We start from the raw sequence: 17,410 nt of genomic DNA, 5'->3' as shown, positions 1-17,410 counted from the left end.
CTGCCGCCGGTTTTATTTCCCGGTTACGCTCACGCCGTAGAAGGAGTTCAAGCCAAACGGGCTGATCTTGAAGTCCTGTACGCTGGTGCGCATGGGTTGATAGACCGTCGAGTGCGCAATAGGCGTCATCGGCACTGCGTCTTTCAGGAGGTGTTGCGCCTGTTTGTACAGTTCGGTGCGCTTGGCCTGATCAGACGTCTCCTTTCCCTTGTGGATCAGGTCGTCGAACGGCTTGTCGCACCATTTTGCAAAGTTGTTGCCATTCAGCGCGTCGCAGCCGAACAGGGTGCCGAGCCAGTTGTCCGGGTCACCATTGTCACCGCTCCAGCCAATCAGCATGGCGCCGTTCTCGCCATTCTTGGCGCGCTTGATGTACTCGCCCCATTCGTAGCTGACGATTTTGGCGTTGATACCGATCTTCTTCCAGTCTGACTGGAGCATTTCGGCCATCAGTTTGGCGTTGGGGTTGTAAGGACGCTGAACCGGCATCGCCCACAGGGTGATTTCGGTGCCTTCCTTGATACCGGCTTCCTTGAGCAGCTCGCGAGCTTTCTCTGGATCGTACTTGGCGTCCTTGATGGTGGTGTCATAGGACCACTGGGTCGGTGGCATGGCGTTGACCGCCAATTGACCTGCACCCTGATAAACCGAGTCGATGATCTGCTGCTTGTTGACCGCCATGTCCAGCGCCTGGCGCACTTTCAGTTGGGCCAGCGGGTTTGGATGGTCTTCACCTTTGATCTGAGGCATCACGTTGTAGGCGATGTAACCCAGGTTGAAACCCGCCTGATCGGGCATCTTCAGGTTCTTGTCGGCCTTGAGTGGTTCGAGGTCGGCAGGACGAGGGTAGGCGGTGATCTGGCATTCGTTTTTCTTGAGCTTCTGCATGCGCACCGAAGCATCGGTGGTGATGGCGAAGATCAGGTTGTCGACCTTGACGTCCTCAGGCTTCCAATAGTCCTTGTTGCCGGTGTAACGGATATTGGAGTCTTTCTGGTAGCTCTTGAACACAAACGGGCCGGTGCCGATCGGCTGCTGGTTGATCAGCTCCGGTTTGCCTTCCTTGAGCAGCTTGGCGGCATATTCAGCGGACTGGATCGATGCAAAGCTCATGGCCATGTTCTGGATGAACGCAGCGTCGACTTTGCCAAGAGTGAACTTGACGGTGTGGTCGTCGACTTTTTCGATCTTCTTGATATTGGTGTCCATCCCCATATCAGTGAAGTACGGGAATTCGGTCGGATACGCTTTGCGGTAAGGCATGTCCTTGTCGATCATGCGATTGAACGTGAACAGCACGTCATCGGCATTGAATTCACGGGTCGGCTTGAAGTACGGCGTGGTGTGAAACTTGACGCCTTCGCGAAGGTGGAAGGTATACGTCAGGCCATCATCAGAGATGTCCCACTTGGTTGCCAGGCCGGGCACCACGGCGGTGCCGCCGCGTTCAAACTGGCTCAGGCGGTTGAAAATGGTCTCTGCTGCGGCGTCGAAGTCAGTACCTGTGGTGTATTGACCCGGATCGAATCCGGCAGGGCTGCCCTCGGAGCAGAACACCAGATTCGAAGCTGCGTGAGCGAAAGGAGCACTGGCGAGCAGGCTGGCGCCGACCAGAAACGGAATGACCGCGTGTTTGAGCATGGTTGCCTCAGTTGTTGTCATTTTGATTAGAGGGAACGACCTCGTGAGCCGATCCGTCCGATACTTATGCAGGGGCCATACCCAAAGCAAGACAGTGACGCCAAAGAAGCGACAAAGAGTGGCACGATCGTACAGGAATGTCGCGAAAGTGTAATTTTCGACCCGGTTGATCGTTTGCGTGTCGTTTTTTGAAACGTTTCGCGCACCGTTAAGGCGCAACCGGGTGAGAAAAATGCACCCGGTTGGAGCCATGTTGTTACTTCACTGTTCCCAGGCTGACACCATAGAAGGGTGTCAGGCCGAATGGGCTGATCTTGAAGTCCTGCACTTCCTGGCGCATTGGCTGAAAAACCTTCGAGTTGGCAATCGGGGTGATCGGCACCTGCTGCTTGAGAATGTGCTGGGCCTGCTGATAGAGCTTGATGCGCTCGTCACGGTTGCTGGTCAGCTTGGCCTGCTGCACCAGCTTGTCGTAGGCCGGGTCACACCACTTGGCGTAGTTGCTGCCTTTGACGGCTGCACAGCTGTACAGCACACCTAGCCAGTTGTCGGGGTCGCCGTTGTCACCGGTCCAGCCGTAGATCATTGCGTCATGCTCGCCGGCCTTGGCGCGCTTGATGTATTCGCCCCACTCATAGCTGACGATGTTGGCCTTGATACCGATCTTTTCCCAGTCGGACTGGATCATCTGTGCCGACATGCGCGCGTTGGGGTTCGAGGCGCGCTGGACTGTCATTGCCCACAGATCGATTTTCGTGCCCGGCGCCACGCCTGCTTCCTTGAGCAGTTGCTTTGCCTTGGTCAGGTCGTGAGGGGCATCCTTGATCGTCGGGTCATAGCTCCATTGACCTGGCGGCAGGGCATTTTCGGCCAGTTGACCGGCGCTCTGGTAAACCGCTTTGATAATCGCCGGTTTATCGATAGCCATGTCCAGCGCCTGGCGCACCTTGAGCTGGTCAAGTGGCGCATGGGTAACGTTGTAGGCAAGGAACCCCAGGTTGAAGCCCGGCTGGCTGAGGACCTTGAGTTTCGGGTCCTTTTTCATTTCTTCGATGTCCTGCGGACGCGGATAGCCGCTGACCTGGCATTCGCCAGCCTTGAGCTTCTGCATGCGCACTGCGGCATCGCTGCTGATCGAGAAGATCAGATTGTCGATCTTCACGTCCTCGGGCTTCCAGTACTCGGTGTTGCCCGCGTAACGAATCTGCGAGTCTTTCTGGTAGCGTTTGAAGACGAACGGGCCAGTGCCGATCGGCTTCTGGTTCAAGTCCTCGGCCTTGCCTTCCTTGAGCAATTTGTCTGCGTATTCGGCGGACTGGATAGAGGCGAAGCTCATGGCCAGATTCTGCACGAACGCAGCGTCAATGTTGTTCAGGGTGAACTTGACGGTCAGCGGGTCGACTTTCTCGACGCTCTTGATCGTTGTGTTCAGGCCCATGTCAGTGAAGTAGGGCGACTCGGACGGGTAGGCTTTGCGGAACGGGTGGTTGGCGTCGAGCAGGCGGTTGAACGTGAACAGCACGTCATCTGCGTTGAATGTGCGAGTAGGGGTGAAGTAGTCCGTGGTGTGGAACTTCACGCCGTCTCGCAGATGAAACGTGTAGGTCAGGCCATCCGGCGAGACGTCCCAGCGCGTGGCCAGGCCTGGCTCTACTTCCGTGCCGCCACGCTTGAATTGGGTCAGGCGGTTGAAGACGGTTTCGGCCGAGGCATCGAAGTCGGTGCCACTGGTGTACTGACTGGGGTCGAAACCGGCCGGGCTGGCTTCGGAGCAGTACACCAGTGTGCTCGCCGCCTGGGCCAGTGGTGCGCACGCCAGCAGGGCGGAGGTCAGCAGCAGCGGTTTGAAGAGTGTGTGTCCCATGGATCCCTCGCGTGGTACGGCAGTAACCGTGCTTTAAAATTGACAGTCAGGTAGACAACGGATAGTGCCGTACTTGGTCGGGGTCGGACAATACGCTTACTTGCCGGTAATCCTCGTCCACAAGTCCGCCAACGAAGTACTTTCGAAAAAAACGCTCAGAAAGTTGCTGCTGTCCTCGCTGAAACGCTGCAGATCTTTCTTCGCGCTGCTCTGCAATTGAGTCCGGGTCTGGTCCAGCTCGCTTTTGAGTGCTGCGCGCTTGACCTCTTCGGGGTTGGCCTCGGCCCACTCGTGAACCATGCTGTCTTGCCAGTCGCTGTCCATCGGGTGAGTGAAAAACCTTGCGGCAACATAGGCCGGATGCTCGGCATCTGCTTTTCCTTGCCATTGGCCCAGAACGGCCTGGCCCGTCTGAAGCACCGCTTTTCTGGCGAGGTCTGCGGCGAGCGCATGCAATGGGTGTTGCGCGTGATCCTTGGCCAGTTGCGAATGTGACGGGTCGGTCGAGCCACTGGTATTGGGATCTTCATCAAGCAGGGTCTGCATGTCATCAACGCTGTTACCCAGCCACACAGCCAGGCTTTGCATAGCGATACCAAAAGCATTGCCGAGCAATCGCCCAGGCGTTCCGATAAATGCATAGAATAGAACTGTTCGACCTGTTCGGAGAACGGCTGACTGGCCCATTGATCACGCGCTTCGAGGAAGGCTTCGTAACTCTCAAGCAGACGCTGATCGGGATGCTCGCCGAGGATGATCTGGATAATCTGGTCGCGCTCGTAACGCTCTCCAGCCTTGAACGCTTCAAACGGTTTGTCGTCTGGTGAGAACAGAATCCGGGCAAGCGGTTCTGCGAGGCTGGCGATGATATCGCTGCCGCCGAACGTGCCGGTCACCAGTGGCAGTTGATGCTTGCAGTCTGCCCTGGACGTCCAGGGCAGCACGTGGGTATGGCCGAGTTTGATCAGGCTCAACTCGACGAAGTTGGAGTGGGCGAAGAAGTCCTCGAGAATATGCAGCGCCGCTCCGATGTCCCGCAGGCCGTCAGTGGATTGCGGACCGGCCTTTATGGCTGACTCCAGGCCTGCGGTCATAATGTCCGCGGAGCGCCGGATGTAGCGTTTCATCGAGGTCTCATGATCGACTTGTAATGCGGGGTCGTCGGGCAGTACCCAGTCATCGAAGTCGGCGTCGCGCTCTTTGGGGTGGGCAGGTTTGGGGTTGATGGCCTTGGGGTTGTCGATGTGTTGATCAGGCCGATAGACGCCGAGTCGCTGAGGTGTCACGACAAAGCGCGAGCGGTCGATCTGCATCAGGTCGGTGAATTCCTTCACTGCCAGCACGTCCACGATGCGGGTCAGGGCTTCGCGGGACAGCAGGTCGGGGAAGCTTTTCGACATGGTCGTCGCCCGGACGATTTTCGGGTCGAGCAGTTGCGAATAGTCGCGCAGCCAGTTGCCGAAATAGATGGCGCGGATCTCGTCAGGTCTGAAGCCTGCAGATTCGAGTATTGCCTCGATAGCGCCATGAGTGTGCTTGTGTTCGTCGCCTTTCCCTGCTTCAAACGCTAATGGTGTGGGAAGCGGCTCGCTGTCTATATCCAGATCATCGGCAACAGCCAAGCGTTCGGAAATGCTATCCGGTGGATTCATCCTTGATTCCTTGAATATAAGGCGCGCTGGCCGTATCGCTCGGTCAGGGCGGTGTGCGTTAGGTGAGTGGCTAGTTTCGTGGTCGGCGAGGCTGTCGCCAATCGGGCGATACGTCAGCAAACGTAGGAGGTTGCCGACGCGCAGGCGGGTGCCAAAGGGCGCAGGGTGTAGAAAATGGCGACAGCCGAAACCGCCGCCTCATGATTCAGGGAATCGCGACTTCAATCACGCCATCGGCCGCGACGCTGACCTGGCTGGTTCCTGCCTCGACATCGGGCGTCGGCGCTGCGTCTTCACGCGAAGATTTTGCCATCATCATCACCGGTGCGCGCAGATACGGCTGCGGGTAGCCCGAGGTGTTCAGGTTCAGATTGACCAGCTTGTAGCCGGTGCCGCCCAAGGCTTCGGTAACCAGTTGCGCTCGGGCCTTGAACGCAGTCACGGCGTCCTTGAGCAGGGCGTCTTCGCTGGTTTTGCGGGTCGATGGCGAGATAGAGAAGTCCATGCCGCCCATTTTCAGATCCGTCAGCAGCTCGCCGGTCAGTTTCGAAAGCACCGCAAAGTCTGCACTTTCCAGACGCAGTTCGGCGCGTTCACGCCAGCCGGTGATCTTCTGCCCTTTGTCGTCGTAAACCGGATAGCTGTTGCGGCTACCCTGACGGGTCTTCACATCCTTGACCTGCCGCGCCTGGCCCAGCGCCTTGTTCAGGGTTTCAGTGATCTGTGCCGCCAGTTTGGCCGGGTCGCTGTCCTGCGCTTCGGTATAAAGGGTGACGAGCATCAGGTCGCGCTGGACTTCCTGATTGACCTCGGCACGCAAGGAAATCTGGTTATAACGGGCTTCTTCAGCCAGGGCCGGCAGGCTGGACAGGGCAGCGGCCAGCGCGACAAGCGTGGCAGCAGGGCGAAGATTGAACATGAAAGCTCCTTGTTATCAAACGGCCTGCGACACATGTCGCTCGGCGCAAAGTGTTCTGACTGTAGCGCTTTGGCCCGGTTCCTGCGATGCCCGGCTGCTCCGGTGTGCGGTGCGTTGACGCACTTTTCCAGTTTTGCCTCTCGCTTGGTTATACTTGCTGTGATCCGCCTGGAGCACTCATCAGGAGAGCTCATGCTCGCCCCCGTTCAAATGCTTTCAGCCACACGTCAAAACCTGTGGCGCCTGACATTCATCCGTATTCTGGTGCTGGCCGCGCAAGCTGGCTCGGTGGGTATGGCTTGGCTGTTCGATTTTCTGCCACTGCCGTGGCTGCAACTGTCGATCACCCTGGGCTGCTCGCTGGTGCTGTGCGGGCTGACTGTCATTCGTCTGCGCACCTCGCTGCCGCTCACCGAGCTTGAGTACGCCTTGCAACTGGCGCTGGACCTGCTGATCCATAGTGCGTTGCTGTACTACTCGGGCGGTTCGGCCAACCCGTTCGTTTCTTATTATCTGGTGCCGCTGACCATTGCCGCCGCCACACTGCCGTGGCGTTACTCGCTGATCCTGTCCGGCTTTGCGCTGACCATGTACACCTTGCTGATGGTGCGTTCCTACCCACTGGAAACCGACTCCATTGCCCGGGAAAACATGCAGGTCTACGGCATGTGGCTGAGTTTTGCGTTGGCGGCTTCCGTCATCACCTTTTTCGCGGCAAAGATGGCCGAAGAGCTGCGTCGCCAGGAGCAGTTGCGTGCCGAGCGCCGGGAGGAGGGCTTGCGCGATCAACAGTTGCTTGCCGTCGCGACCCAGGCCGCAGGCGCGGCCCATGAACTGGGCACTCCACTGGCGACCATGAGCGTGCTGCTCAAGGAAATGCGCCAGGACCACAGTGACCCTGCATTGCAGGAGGACCTGTCGGTGTTGCAGGAGCAGGTCAAGCAGTGCAAGCAGACCCTTCAGCAACTGGTGCGTGCCGCCGAAGCGAACCGGCGCATGGCCGTGGAGCAACAGCTCGCCACCCGCTGGCTGGATGAGTCCCTCAACCGCTGGCATCTGATGCGCCCGGAAGTGAGTTACCGTTTCTATCAGTTAGGCAAGGGCGAAGCGCCGATGCTGGCACCGCCGCCGGACCTGACCCAGGCGCTGCTCAACCTGCTCAACAACGCGGCCGACGCCTGCCCCGATGGCCTTGAAGTCAACCTGAACTGGGACAGCGCAGAAGTCTGTATCAGTATTCGCGACCACGGCGCAGGTGTGCCGCTGGCGATTGCCGAACAGATCGGCAAGCCGTTCTTTACTACCAAGGGCAAAGGTTTCGGCCTGGGTCTGTTTCTGAGCAAGGCCAGCGTCACCCGTGCGGGTGGCTCGGTAAAGCTCTACAGTCATGAAGAAGGCGGTACGCTCACCGAGCTGCGCCTGCCCCGAGATACGCGAGGAGAAGAAGCATGAGTGACGAAGACATCCAGGTCGAAGGCGAAGAGCTGCCGCACCTGTTGCTGGTCGATGACGACGCGACGTTCACCCGTGTAATGGCGAGGGCCATGAGCCGTCGTGGTTTTCGGGTGAGCACCGCAGGTTCAGCCGAGGAAGGCCTGGCGCTGGCGCAGCAGGACATTCCTGAATACGCCGCGCTGGACCTGAAAATGGATGGCGATTCAGGGCTGGTGCTACTGCCCAAACTGCTCGAAATGGACCCGGACATGCGTGTGGTGATCCTCACCGGGTATTCGAGCATCGCCACGGCAGTCGAAGCCATCAAGCGCGGCGCGTGCAATTACCTGTGCAAACCGGCTGATGCCGATGATGTACTGGCGGCTCTGCTCTCCGAACACGCCAACCTCGACACGCTGGTCCCCGAGAATCCGATGTCGGTGGATCGCTTGCAGTGGGAGCACATCCAGCGCGTGCTGACCGAGCACGAGGGCAATATTTCCGCTACAGCCCGGGCGCTAGGCATGCACCGCCGGACCTTGCAGCGCAAGTTGCAGAAGCGTCCGGTGCGGCGTTAATGAAGGTTTTTTCATAGTGGTCGTGTAGGCGTTTTTTTGCGTCATTGTGCTCAGGCATCGTACTTTCAAAGAGAGCGAGCCTGACCCACATGAATCGCAATGCTGAATATTCTGCCGTCAACGACACTGTGAAAGGGGCGTTTCTACGCCGCGTGTGGAAGCTGATCACGCCGTATTGGCGGAGTGAGGAAAAGGCCACTGCCTGGCTGTTGCTGGTTTCGGTAATTGCGCTGTCGCTGTTCAGCGTACAAGTGTCGGTCTTCTTCAACAGTTGGTATCGAGATTTTTACAACGCGCTGCAGAATAAGGACCTGGCTGCCTTCACCCACCTGATCCTGTACTTCAGCGGGATCGCTGCGATTGCCATTCTGGCGGCGGTCTATCGTCTGTACCTGACTCAGTTGCTGACCATCCGCTGGCGTCGCTGACTGAACAGCACTTCGCCCGTTGGCTCGCAGACAAAAACTACTATCACCTGGAGCAGGGCGGGTACACCGACAACCCTGACCAGCGTCTGTCCGAAGACCTCAACGAGTTCACCACCAGCACCCTCAGCCTCGGGCTTGGCCTGATGAGCGCGGTCGTCAGTCTTGTTTCGTTCTCGGTCATTCTCTGGGGCGTGTCGGGCAGCATCGAACTGTTCGGGGTCACCATACCCGGCTATATGTTCTGGGCGGCCTTGCTTTATGCGCTTATCGGCAGCCTGTTGACGCACTGGATCGGCAAGCGCCTGATCCCGTTGAACAACCAACAGGAGCGCTTTGAGGCGGACCTGCGTTTTGCCTTGGTGCGCGTACGGGAAAACGCCGAAAGCATTGCCTTGTCCGAGGGCGAGCGTAATGAAAACCAGCGCCTCAGCGGGCGCTTCATGATGATCTGGAATAACTTCCGGGCATCCATGAAAGTCCAGAAGCGGCTGACATTCTTCACATCAGGTTATTCGCAGATTGCCCTGATCTTTCCTTTCATCGTGGCTGCGCCGCGGTATTTTTCGGGCAAGATCGAGTTGGGTGATCTGATGCAGATCAATTCGGCATTCGGCAACGTGCAGGAGAACTTCAGTTGGTTCATCAGCGCCTACAGCACGCTAGCCTCATGGCGCGCCACGTGTGACCGTCTGCTGAGCTTCCGCCAGGCCATGACTGATCATGAAGCGCAGCAACCCGCCATTGAAAGGGTTAACGCTAACGACACGCTGGACCTGCGTGACCTGGAATTGAGCCTCGCAGGGGGGCGTCAACTTTTGAGCGACGCCAATCTGCATATCGGTCCGGGAGAGCGAGTGATGCTCAGTGGTCGCTCGGGCAGTGGCAAAAGCTCGTTGTTGAAAGCTCTCGGTGGTCTATGGCCGCACGGCTCGGGCCAGATTAGTGTGCCCACAGGGACGGCGCTGTTCCTGCCGCAACGGCCTTATCTGCCCATCGGCACCTTGCGTGAGGCAATGAGTTATCCACAACCTGCGCAGCGCTACCCGGCAGAACGCTTTGCAGAGGTGCTGAACCAGTGTCGCCTGGAGCACCTGATACCGCGACTGGATGAAAGCAATCACTGGCAACGCTTTCTGTCGCCCGGCGAGCAGCAGCGAGTGGCGTTTGCTCGCGCCTTGCTGGTCGCGCCGAGCTGGCTGTTTATGGATGAGGCCACCTCGGCCATGGATGAGGATGACGAGGCTGCCATGCACCGCGCAATCATTGATGGCCTGCCCGGTCTGACGCTGGTCAGTATCGGACACCGCAGTAGCCTCAAACGCTTTCATGGTCGGCATGTGCGTATCGAGGACGCAAAACTGCTCGAGCGACCGACACCTGCAGCGGTTTGAGGTTGACGCTATTGGGCGGGTGGCGCTTTTGAGGGTGTGATCATACAACCGCTGAGCTATGATTAGCCCATGTTTAGCAGTCCAGAGATCGATGTTGGATGGAAAATCAAAGCGCTCCGCCCCGCGCCCGTAGAAAACACCGCAGCCTAGCGCAGGAGTTGGTGACTGAGCTGTCCGAGCGAATTCGCAGCGGTCAGCTCAAGCGTGGCGACAAATTGCCTACCGAATCCGCAATCATGGAAGAGCAGGGCGTCAGCCGGACCGTGGTGCGCGAGGCGATTTCGCGCCTGCAGGCGTCCGGTCTGGTCGAGACCCGTCACGGGATCGGCACTTTCGTTCTCGATACGCCAAGCCCCAGTGGATTCCGGATCGATCCGGCGACCATTGTCACTCTGCGTGATGTGCTGGCGATTCTCGAATTGCGTATCAGCCTGGAAGTCGAGTCGGCCGGGCTGGCAGCCCAGCGACGCAGTGACGAGCAACTGGCAGCGATGCGTTCGGCGCTGGACGCACTCAATGAAAGTGCCGCACACGCCACGGATGCGGTGGCGTCTGACTTCCAGTTCCACCTGCAGATTGCGCTATCTACCGGCAATCGCTATTTCACGGACATCATGACCCATCTAGGCACCAGCATCATCCCGCGCACACGGTTGAACTCTGCGCGTCTGGCTCATGATGATCAGCAGCATTACATGGACCGCCTGAGCCGCGAGCACGAGGAAATCTTCGACGCCATCGCCCGTCAGGACTCCGATGCGGCCCGCGCCGCCATGCGCCTGCACCTGACCAACAGCCGCGAACGCCTGCGCCACGCGCATGAAGAGGCTGAATCGCAGCGTGCTTGAGGATTAAAAGAGGACGCAGAGCATCCAGAACTGCATGCGACGCGGAGCGTCGCACGATAGGTTAGGTGGATTGAGGTTATCTTTCCGCGCATTCCAGCGTGGGAATGCCTTTCGTGACGCTCTGCGTCACAAATCTGCGCGGCATCACGGGAGTCAAAACCGGCTCCCGCCCCCTCCCTCTAAAAAACCCGAAAATCCCTGTTGAGTGATTTTATTATCGGTTGTACGATGACTTACGACATCGGCACTGACCCGGTGATCTTCTAACAATTATGTCCTCCAGGGTGTTCGAATAATGAATCCACAAGAACTGAAGTCCATCCTCTCATCCGGTCTGCTGTCTTTCCCGGTTACCGATTTCAACGCTCAGGGCGACTTCCATCGCGCGGGCTACATCAAACGCCTCGAGTGGCTGGCACCGTACGGCGCCAGCGCTCTGTTCGCTGCAGGTGGTACAGGTGAGTTTTTCTCCCTGGCCGCCAGCGAATACTCCGAAATCATCAAGACTGCCGTCGACACCTGCGCCACCAGCGTGCCAATCCTGGCCGGTGTAGGTGGTCCGACCCGTCAGGCCATCGAGTACGCTCAGGAAGCCGAGCGTCTGGGCGCCAAAGGTCTGTTGCTGCTGCCGCATTACCTGACCGAAGCCAGCCAGGACGGTGTTGCCGCCCACGTTGAGGCGGTGTGCAAGTCGGTGAAGATCGGTGTGGTTGTCTACAACCGTAACGTCTGCCGCCTGACGCCAACCCTGCTGGAGCAACTGGCCGAGCGTTGCCCGAACCTGATCGGTTACAAGGACGGTCTGGGTGATATCGAGCTGATGGTCTCGATCCGCCGCCGTCTCGGCGACCGCTTCTCGTACCTGGGCGGCCTGCCGACCGCTGAAGTCTATGCCGCTGCCTACAAGGCGCTGGGCGTGCCGGTCTATTCATCTGCGGTCTTCAACTTCGTGCCGAAACTGGCAATGGACTTCTACCACGCCATCGCCCGTGACGATCACGAAGCCGTCGGCAAGTACATCGACGATTTCTTCCTGCCGTATCTGGAAATCCGCAACCGCAAGGCCGGTTACGCCGTGAGCATCGTCAAGGCAGGCGCAAAAATCGCCGGCTACGACGCAGGCCCGGTGCGTGCGCCATTGACCGATCTGACCCCGGACGAGTGCGACATGCTCGCCGCCTTGATGGACAAGCAAGGCAAGCAATAACACCCCAAGGACGTAACCGCTGAGCGATCAGCGGTTTTGTCGTTGGAATGCATCACCCTTACAGGTGGTAGCTGTCGTCGCCGCGACACTGCCAAGGGGCCTGTAATGCGACACCCAAAAACAGCTTTACCCGCGTAAAAAAATAATCAGTGGGAGCTCTACAATGCAAAAGTCCAAGCCGACGCACGTCCGCTATTTGATTCTGTTGATGCTGTTTCTGGTCACCACGATCAACTACGCCGACCGTGCCACCATCGCTATCGCTGGTTCCAGTATCCAGAAAGACCTTGGCATTACTCCGGTCACTCTGGGCTATATCTTTTCTGCATTTGGCTGGGCCTACGTGGCCGGTCAGATCCCCGGTGGCTGGCTGCTCGACCGTTTCGGGTCGAAGAAAGTCTACGCCATGAGCATTTTCACCTGGTCGCTGTTCACCCTGCTGCAAGGCTATGTGGGTGAGTTCGGCATTTCCACCGCCATTGTCGCGCTGTTCATGCTGCGCTTTCTGGTCGGGTTGGCTGAAGCGCCTTCCTTCCCGGGCAACGCCCGCATCGTCGCCGCCTGGTTCCCGACCGCCGAGCGCGGCACGGCCTCGGCGATCTTCAACTCGGCGCAATACTTCGCCACCGTTCTGTTCGCCCCGCTGATGGGCTGGATCGTCTACACCTATGGCTGGCAGCACGTGTTCGTGGTCATGGGCGCAGTCGGTATCGTGTTCTCGATGATCTGGATGAAGGTCATTTACGGTCCGCTCAATCACCCGATGATCAACGAGGCCGAGTTCGAACACATCTCCAGCAATGGTGCGCTGGTCGACCTGGATCAGGACAAGGGCAAAGGCAAGGAAAAAGCAGCCAGCAGCGGGCCGAAGTGGGATTACATCCGCCAGTTGCTGACCAACCGCATGATGCTGGGTATCTACCTCAGCCAATACTGCATCAACGGCATTACCTACTTCTTCCTGACCTGGTTCCCGGTATACCTGGTTCAGGAACGCGGCATGACTATCCTCAAGGCGGGCATCATTGCCTCGTTGCCGGCTATCTGTGGCTTCATCGGCGGCGTGCTGGGCGGAGTCATCTCCGACTACCTGCTGCGCAAAGGCCACTCGCTGACCTTCGCCCGCAAGGCACCGATTATCGGGGGCCTGCTGCTGTCCACCTCGATCGTGACCTGCAACTACGTTGATATCGAATGGGTGGTGGTGGGTTTCATGGCCCTGGCATTCTTCGGCAAAGGCGTCGGTGCTCTGGGCTGGGCTGTCATGTCCGATGTTTCACCCAAGCAGATTGCCGGTCTGAGTGGTGGGCTGTTCAACACCTTCGGTAACATTGCATCGATCACCACTCCGATCGTGATTGGTTACATCATCAGCAGCACCGGCTCGTTCAAATGGGCACTGGTGTTCGTGGGCGCCAACGCGCTGCTGGCGGTAATCAGTTACATTTTCATCGTGGGTGAAATCAAGCGTGTGGAATTGAAAGAGCCGCCTGCCAAGGGGCCATTGCTGAACGACTCGGTCAGCGACCTTTCCGAAGCGAAATCCTGAGGAAACCGTGATGAACCTGATTCAACATGCCGATTCGCCGCGCTATATCCGGCTGCATCCGCTGGATAACGTCGTGGTCGTGGTCAACGACCAGGGCGTGCCGGCCGGAACCGAATTCGACAACGGCCTGGTCACTGTCGATAACGTCCCGCAGAGCCACAAGGTCAGCACCGTTGACCTGGCCGTGGGCGGGGCCGTGATTCGTTACGGCCACACCATTGGCTATGCACTGCAACCGATACTGCGTGGCAGCTGGGTCAGGGAAGACCAGCTGCGCATGCCCTCGGCACCTGCGCTCGACAGCCTGCCGATGTCCGACGCGGTGCCCGAGAAACAGGCACCGCTGGAGGGTTATACCTTCGAGGGCTATCGCAACGCTGACGGCACGGTGGGTACCCGCAACATTCTCGGTATCACCACCACCGTGCAGTGCGTGACCGGCGTGCTTGATCATGCGGTCAAGCGCATCCGCGACGAGCTGTTGCCCAAGTACCCGAACGTCGATGACGTAGTGGCCCTGACCCACAGCTACGGCTGCGGCGTGGCAATCACGGCCACCGATGCTTACATCCCGATTCGTACTGTGCGCAATCTGGCACGTAACCCGAACCTGGGTGGCGAGGCGCTGGTGATCAGCCTGGGCTGCGAGAAGTTGCAGGCCGGGCAGGTGATGCACGAGGGCGACAGCTCGGTGGACCTGAGCGAGCCCTGGCTGTATCGGCTTCAGGACTCCAGTCACGGCTTCAACGAAATGATCGAACAGATCATGGAGCTGGCCGAGACGCGCCTCAAGAAGCTGAACCTGCGTCGTCGTGAAACGGTACCTGCATCGGAATTGATCCTTGGCATGCAGTGCGGCGGCAGTGATGCGTTTTCCGGCATCACCGCCAATCCGGCGCTGGGCTACGCCTCGGACCTGTTGCTGCGTGCCGGTGCTACGGTGATGTTTTCTGAAGTAACCGAAGTGCGCGACGCCATCTATCTGCTGACATCCCGCGCGCAGGACCAAGAGGTCGCGCAGGCACTGGTACGGGAAATGGACTGGTACGACCGCTACCTGGCCAAAGGCGAGGCAGATCGCAGCGCCAACACTACGCCGGGCAACAAGAAGGGCGGGTTGTCGAACATTGTCGAGAAGTCTCTCGGGTCTATCGTCAAGTCAGGCAGCAGCGCTATCAACGGCGTGCTCGGCCCTGGTGAGCGGGTCAATGGCAAGGGGCTGATTTTCTGCGCCACGCCTGCTAGTGACTTCGTCTGCGGTACGTTGCAACTGGCTGCCGGCATGAACCTGCATGTGTTCACCACCGGGCGCGGTACGCCCTATGGTCTGGCGATGGCACCGGTGGTGAAGGTTTCGACCCGCACCGAACTGGCTCAGCGCTGGCCTGACCTGATCGACATAGACGCCGGGCGGATTGCGACTGGACGCGCAAGCATCGAGGACCTGGGCTGGGAGCTTTTCCACTTCTATCTGGACGTGGCCAGCGGCAAGAAGAAGACCTGGACCGAGCATTACCGGCTGCACAACGATATCACGCTGTTCAACCCGGCACCGATTACCTGACAGGAGCGTCACGAGCGGCATTCCCGCACTGCAGCGTGAGGAACGATAATTTCGCAACTATCGTGCCGACGCTCCGCGTCGGTATGCCATTCTGGACGCTCTGCGTCCGCTCTGAGACATGACGCACAATCCGAAAGATTCTCTGAACTTTAGGCCGCTTTCCGGCCTCTTCTACAGTAGGGCAGCTGGTCTGGCTGCCTTCGTTGATGGTGCAGGAGATTTCAAATGGGTTGGATATCGGAAAATCATTTGTGGCTGTTTGCAGCGCTGACTGCTCTGATCGTGATTTCAGACATTTGGGCAGTCATGCGTATTCGCAAGAGCAAGACACAATCCAGCAACAAGCTGATGTGGATCATCGTTGTTGTTGCCGTGCCGATTGCCGGCGTATTGGCCCTGCTGGTCGCTGGCCCGCGTCATGTGGACACGCCTGCCAGGCCTGAGCAGCAAAGCACCAAGTACTGACCCCGCCTTCCGGAAATACCCCACCCACGGGTGTGGGTGTTTCTCTTGCAGATCGCCTATTCCCGTTTCGCAACCATCCTTTTCACAAAGATGGGCTTGTGGCTGGCAAAAATAAAAATCTCTGCAATTCTTCTGTCATGGTGGGGTGTTTACATGCTCGCCATCCAGACCCGAACAAGGAGAGAGCACATGTCGATCATTACCAAGTGGGCGTTGCAAGCGGTTGCATTGTTTGTGCTGGGCTGGGTGGCAACGACGACAGCGAATTGGAGCAACAACATGGCCAATGGTACGGGCAATGATCGCCTGGCGGAGCTGAGCGCTGGTGTTTTGAGCAGCCCGGTCTTGACTGCTTCTTCGTCGCAAACGGTGCAAAGCGAATAACCCGGTCTGACTGATAGCGGCGCGTTGGTACTTTTCTGCAGACAAAAAAATGGCCCACAACGGGGTGGGCCAAATGGGATTCATCAAAGGAGTAGGGTCAATTTACGCAGCCGGACGTGAAGAGGATGTGAAACGGATGTCATGGAAACGAGAAGTGGTGTAACAGGATGAAAGGCATTGTAACGGGATGAAACAACGTTGCCAGTCGCCTGACAACGCGGTCTCGAATTATTCAGGAGCGGGTTCTGGAGCCTAGCGGGCCATTGCGCTTGAGTGTCTTTCAGGGGCTACGCGTCGTGCCAGATGAGGCAACGAATGAGGTGCATCGATCCTGGATTTCATGCGATCGGCAAATTCTCTGGCTTCCTGCCAACTCCGGCATTTGACCGGGTAGTCGTCCAGTTTTACAACCCAAGCAGCCCCATATACACCTTCTTCAATTCGGATGAGCATTGTTGGCATCTCCTGTCAGTGAGGGTAAGTCTGTGCCGGGTCATCGGCGCGAAAGCAGACGGACGAAATCCTGCGCCGAAAATCGGTATCTAGCTACAAAAAATTACAATTCCCGATGAATGCGCGCCGTTTGCAGTTGAACAAGTGCGGGCGGCTTTTCAGGTTTTGCCAAGCGGGCAGCCTGACGCAAAAATGTGACAGGCTGATGGGCGTCAGGATCAGAAAGCCAGCTTGAAGCCGATCATGCCCAGCATGATGGCCAGGAAAGGCCGCAGCAGGTCGTCGGAAACGCGGCCCGCCATGTGGCTGCCCAGGTAAATGCCGGGCAATGAGCCCATCAGCAGCCAGCCCAGCAATTCCCAGTTCATGTTGCCCATGCTCGCGTGGCCCAGACCCGCAACCAGCGTGAGAGGGACAGCGTGGGCGATTTCCGTGCCTACCAGACGCCGGGTCGGTAGCAGCGGATAGAGGATGAACAGCGCCACGGTACCCAGCGCGCCTGCACCAATGGAGGTCAGTGCGACCATGGTGCCAAGGATCAAACCGGTGATGACCGTTAACACGGTGAGGCTCGTACCGCTGAAAAACGACTTTCCATCCCCGCGACCATGAGCGAAGGCCAGCAGCTTTTTCTTGAACAGAACTGCCAAGGCAGTGAGCAGCAGCACAAAGCCCAGCGCCTGCTTGATGATCGCGTTCAGGGACTCAGGTGCGGTGTGCAGCGTGCTCAGGAACCACAGCGTCAGCAGCACGGCAGGAACGCTGCCCAGGGTCAGCAGCCCGGTGACTTTCCAGTCGATGTTGTCATTCTTGCGATGTACCAGAACCCCGCCGGATTTGGTAATCGCTGCGTACAAAAGGTCCGTGCCGACCGCTGTGGCCGGGTTGATGCCGAACCACAACAGAATGGGCGTCATCAGCGAGCCGCCGCCGACCCCGGTCATGCCAACGATAAAACCGACTACCAACCCTGCAACTACAAACCCCAGACCACCCGCTTCCATAACCAACCTATTCAAGCAAACGCATCAGG

At 58.2% G+C, this 17,410-nt stretch carries 13 protein-coding genes and 2 pseudogenes; 9 read left to right on the top strand and 6 right to left on the bottom strand.

Features of this window, described 5'->3' with window-relative positions:
* Positions 1–12 precede the first annotated feature (12 nt).
* The 4 genes and pseudogenes from RGM3321_RS21110 to RGM3321_RS21095 all read right to left on the bottom strand — a co-directional run bounded on the left by RGM3321_RS21110 (position 13) and on the right by RGM3321_RS21095 (position 6,076).
* Complete coding sequence (locus RGM3321_RS21110) at positions 13–1,641, bottom strand: ABC transporter substrate-binding protein (RefSeq protein ID WP_244394687.1); 1,629 nt, start codon at positions 1,639–1,641, stop codon at positions 13–15.
* A gap of 256 nt (positions 1,642–1,897) precedes the next feature.
* Positions 1,898–3,505 carry an ABC transporter substrate-binding protein gene (locus RGM3321_RS21105; protein WP_244394686.1) on the bottom strand — a complete coding sequence of 536 codons (1,608 nt, stop codon included), beginning with the start codon at positions 3,503–3,505 and terminating at the stop codon, positions 1,898–1,900.
* 96 nt (positions 3,506–3,601) lie between these two features.
* A pseudogene (locus tag RGM3321_RS21100) lies at positions 3,602–5,157 on the bottom strand (HET-C-related protein).
* Between the two features lie 205 nt (positions 5,158–5,362).
* Positions 5,363–6,076, bottom strand: a complete 714-nt coding sequence (locus RGM3321_RS21095; RefSeq protein WP_244394685.1) for an SIMPL domain-containing protein — start codon at positions 6,074–6,076, stop codon at positions 5,363–5,365.
* Between the two features lie 192 nt (positions 6,077–6,268).
* Between RGM3321_RS21095 and RGM3321_RS21090 the strand changes: the two genes are divergently transcribed.
* From RGM3321_RS21090 to RGM3321_RS21050, 9 genes and pseudogenes are all read left to right on the top strand, one after another.
* A complete protein-coding gene (locus RGM3321_RS21090; protein ID WP_244394684.1) occupies positions 6,269–7,528 on the top strand; it encodes an ATP-binding protein in 1,260 nt (419 codons plus the stop codon).
* Complete coding sequence (locus RGM3321_RS21085) at positions 7,525–8,088, top strand: response regulator transcription factor (RefSeq protein ID WP_002555185.1); 564 nt, start codon at positions 7,525–7,527, stop codon at positions 8,086–8,088. Before RGM3321_RS21090 ends, RGM3321_RS21085 begins: the two co-directional genes overlap by 4 nt.
* Before the next feature lie 89 nt (positions 8,089–8,177).
* Positions 8,178–9,907 (top strand): annotated as a pseudogene (locus RGM3321_RS21080) (ABC transporter ATP-binding protein/permease).
* 98 nt (positions 9,908–10,005) lie between these two features.
* On the top strand, positions 10,006–10,755 hold the full coding sequence (locus tag RGM3321_RS21075; protein ID WP_002555183.1) for a FadR/GntR family transcriptional regulator: 750 nt from the start codon (positions 10,006–10,008) through the stop codon (positions 10,753–10,755).
* A 295-nt stretch (positions 10,756–11,050) separates the two neighbouring features.
* A complete protein-coding gene (gene kdgD / locus RGM3321_RS21070) occupies positions 11,051–11,962 on the top strand; it encodes a 5-dehydro-4-deoxyglucarate dehydratase (protein WP_005745319.1) in 912 nt (303 codons plus the stop codon).
* Between the two features lie 163 nt (positions 11,963–12,125).
* Positions 12,126–13,511 (top strand): MFS transporter, encoded by a 1,386-nt coding sequence (locus RGM3321_RS21065; RefSeq protein ID WP_244394683.1) that lies wholly within the window; start codon positions 12,126–12,128, stop codon positions 13,509–13,511.
* A 10-nt stretch (positions 13,512–13,521) separates the two neighbouring features.
* The gene (gene garD / locus RGM3321_RS21060) at positions 13,522–15,075 is read left to right on the top strand and encodes a galactarate dehydratase (RefSeq protein ID WP_244394682.1); all 1,554 of its coding nucleotides are present in this window, start codon (positions 13,522–13,524) and stop codon (positions 15,073–15,075) included.
* A gap of 225 nt (positions 15,076–15,300) precedes the next feature.
* Entirely contained in the window at positions 15,301–15,540 is a 240-nt protein-coding gene (locus tag RGM3321_RS21055) for a PLD nuclease N-terminal domain-containing protein (protein WP_002555179.1), read from the top strand.
* Positions 15,541–15,729: 189 nt separating this feature from the next.
* Positions 15,730–15,924: a hypothetical protein gene (locus tag RGM3321_RS21050; protein WP_244394749.1), complete on the top strand. Its 195-nt coding sequence runs from the start codon at positions 15,730–15,732 to the stop codon at positions 15,922–15,924.
* Positions 15,925–16,176: 252 nt separating this feature from the next.
* Here the strand turns inward: RGM3321_RS21050 and RGM3321_RS21045 are convergent, their stop codons facing one another.
* Complete coding sequence (locus RGM3321_RS21045; RefSeq protein ID WP_244394681.1) at positions 16,177–16,377, bottom strand: hypothetical protein; 201 nt, start codon at positions 16,375–16,377, stop codon at positions 16,177–16,179.
* A gap of 218 nt (positions 16,378–16,595) precedes the next feature.
* Positions 16,596–17,381 carry a sulfite exporter TauE/SafE family protein gene (locus tag RGM3321_RS21040; protein WP_244394748.1) on the bottom strand — a complete coding sequence of 262 codons (786 nt, stop codon included), beginning with the start codon at positions 17,379–17,381 and terminating at the stop codon, positions 16,596–16,598.
* Positions 17,382–17,410 lie beyond the last annotated feature (29 nt).

The organism is Pseudomonas sp. RGM 3321 (genome assembly GCF_022836805.1).
In the GTDB taxonomy this organism is placed as follows: domain Bacteria; phylum Pseudomonadota; class Gammaproteobacteria; order Pseudomonadales; family Pseudomonadaceae; genus Aquipseudomonas.
The sequence above is the reverse complement of the archived record's forward strand: the minus strand, read 5'-3'. Positions and strand labels throughout refer to the sequence as shown.